Annotated in this window: 2 protein-coding genes; both read right to left on the minus strand. The window is 38.9% G+C overall.

Annotated elements, in window-relative coordinates; translation table 11 throughout:
- Positions 1-215: 215 nt before the first annotated feature.
- Positions 216-1,343: a cysteine desulfurase family protein gene (locus ACY65O_RS05705; protein ID WP_462219886.1), complete on the minus strand. Its 1,128-nt coding sequence runs from the start codon at positions 1,341-1,343 to the stop codon at positions 216-218.
- Positions 1,344-1,431: 88 nt separating this feature from the next.
- On the minus strand, positions 1,432-2,520 hold a 1,089-nt coding region (locus ACY65O_RS05710; RefSeq protein ID WP_462219887.1), incomplete at its 5' end, for a phosphohexomutase domain-containing protein.

A 2,520-nucleotide genomic window follows, 5' to 3' on the forward strand; every position in this document is an offset into this window, starting at 1 on the left:
TTTGATTTCATAATGGTTATCAAAAAATTGAATATACTATTAATATTGCTTCCGCTCATTGATAAAAAAAAGCAGTCAGTAGCTGCTTAAATCTTCACTTCGTTAAAAGTTCAACAAAGATATACCCTCAAAGTGAGTGACACAACGATGATGCCATGAAAAACAAATGCCCGTCCCAAAAAAGAACAGGCATTCAATTTTATAAAAAGATAAATTTATACCAAACTCTTCAATTTCTCCACCACTGCATCAACCTCCGCCTTTGTATTATGTTTACAAAAACTAAAACGTACTGTTACTTGATTTGGGTTATTGTTGACGGCACGTATAACATGACTCCCCTGGTCGGCGCCACTGGTACAGGCGCTGCCGCCGCTGGCACAAATATTATTAATGTCCAGGCTAAACAAAAGCATTTCACTCTTTTCTGTTTTGGGGAAACTTACACTAAGGACGGTGTATAAACTGCAGCCTAAAACATCGCCGTTGAATGCAACGCCAGGGATATGTTTTTTTAATTCGTCCATCATGTAATACTTGAGTGTACCGATGGAGGCGCTGTCATCTTCATACGTAGCGGTGGCCATTTCCAATGCTTTTGCAAAGCCAACAATGCCGTAAAGGTTTTCTGTGCCGGCCCTCATGTTACGCTCCTGACCGCCACCGTGCAGAAAGGGTTTTATTTTTACATTTTCGTTGATGTATAAAATGCCCACGCCTTTTGGCCCATGAAATTTATGTGCAGCACCTGTAATAAAATGTACCGGTGTATGTCGCAAATCAAAAGGAAAGTGACCAACAGTTTGTACCGTATCGCTGTGAAAAATGGCATTGTATAATTTGCATAAATTACCTACTGCATGAATGTCTAAAATATTTCCAATTTCGTTATTGGCATGCATTAAAGTAACTAAAGTTTTTTCGTTGCTTGCAGCTAATAATTTTTCAAGGTCTTCAATGTCTACATGACCGTTAGGTAATAGTTTTACGTAACTCACTTTGGCAATAGCTGAATTATTGGCATGTTCTACAGAATGTGCTACTGCATGGTGTTCGATAGGAGAGGTGATGATATGTTTGCAACCCAAATCTCTTATGGCTGCAGTAATTGCGGTGTTACTGCTTTCAGTTCCTCCGCTGGTAAAAAATATTTCGGCAGGGTGTGCATTTAAAATTTTTGCTACCGATTTCCTGGCGCTTTCAATAGCCATTCTTGTTTCTCTGCCATAAGAATAAATAGAGGACGGGTTGCCAAACTTTTCGGTTAAATAAGGCATCATGGTTTCTAAAACCTGTGGGTCCAGAGAAGTGGTGGCTGCGTTGTCGAAGTAAATTCTTTTCATAATAAATAAGCTTTGAGCTTTGAGCGGCGAGCATTGAGTTTTTAGCGATTTATGCTCGTAGCTCATTGCTGATAGCTCAAAGCTTTTCCTACATCATCTGCCCAATATCCTGCATCAGCTTTCTGGCAATATTTTCTGATGTGGTTGCAAAATTACTTTCGGCATAAATACGAATGATGGGTTCCGTATTGCTGGTGCGTAAATGCACCCAGTCGGTATCAAATTCAATCTTTAAACCATCTTCGGTATTTATCGGCTGATTTTTATATTTGTCTTTTATCTTTTCAAAAATTTCTTTTATATCTATACCATTTTCCAAAGCAATTTTATTTTTGCTCATAAAATAATCCGGGTATGTATTGCGTAACTGTTTAATAGTTTTTTGAGTGTTGGCCAGGTGTGTCAAAAATAATGCAATGCCAATTAATGCATCACGGCCATAATGCAAATCCGGAACAATAATACCGCCATTACCTTCCCCGCCAATTACTGCTTTAACGGCTTTCATCTTATTCACCACATTCACTTCACCCACCGCACTGGGAAAATATTCGCCGCCATGTTTTACCGTAACATCTTTTAATGCTCTTGTAGAAGACATGTTGCTAACGGTGTTGCCACTTTTTTTACTCAGTACATAATCAGCTACGGCAACCAAAGTATATTCTTCGCCAAACATACTGCCATCTTCACATACAAAACAAAGGCGGTCCACATCTGGATCAACTGCAATACCCAGGTGTGCATTTTCTTTAACTACTTCGCTGCTTAATTGTGTAAGGTGTTCGGGCAAAGGCTCGGGGTTATGTGCAAATTTTCCGTTTACTTCTCCGTTAATTACCACAATATCTTTTACACCCAATGCTTTTAACAATGCAGGTACCGCAATAGCACCGGTACTGTTAACTGCATCTACAACAATTTTAAAGTTTGCTTTTTTTATTGCAGCAGTATCTACTAATGCGTAATTTACAACAGCATCAATATGTTGTTGTAAGGCTGTTTCATCTTTGGTGTAAGTACCCAATTTATCTACCGGGGCAAAATTAAAATCTTCGGCTGCGGCTACATCTAAAATAAACTTTCCTTCATCGCCACTGATAAATTCGCCTTTGTTGTTGAGCAATTTTAAAGCGTTCCATTCTTTTGGGTTGTGGCTTGCCGTTAGTATAATGCC

The sequence above is a fragment of the Ferruginibacter sp. genome, assembly GCF_031430955.1.
GTDB lineage: Bacteria > Bacteroidota > Bacteroidia > Chitinophagales > Chitinophagaceae > Ferruginibacter.

What these genes read in the sequence shown, in the direction of transcription:
- ACY65O_RS05705 (WP_462219886.1), bottom strand. Translation starts at nt 1,343, where the DNA reads ATGAAAAGAATTTACTTCGACAACGCAGCCACCACTTCTCTGGACCCA.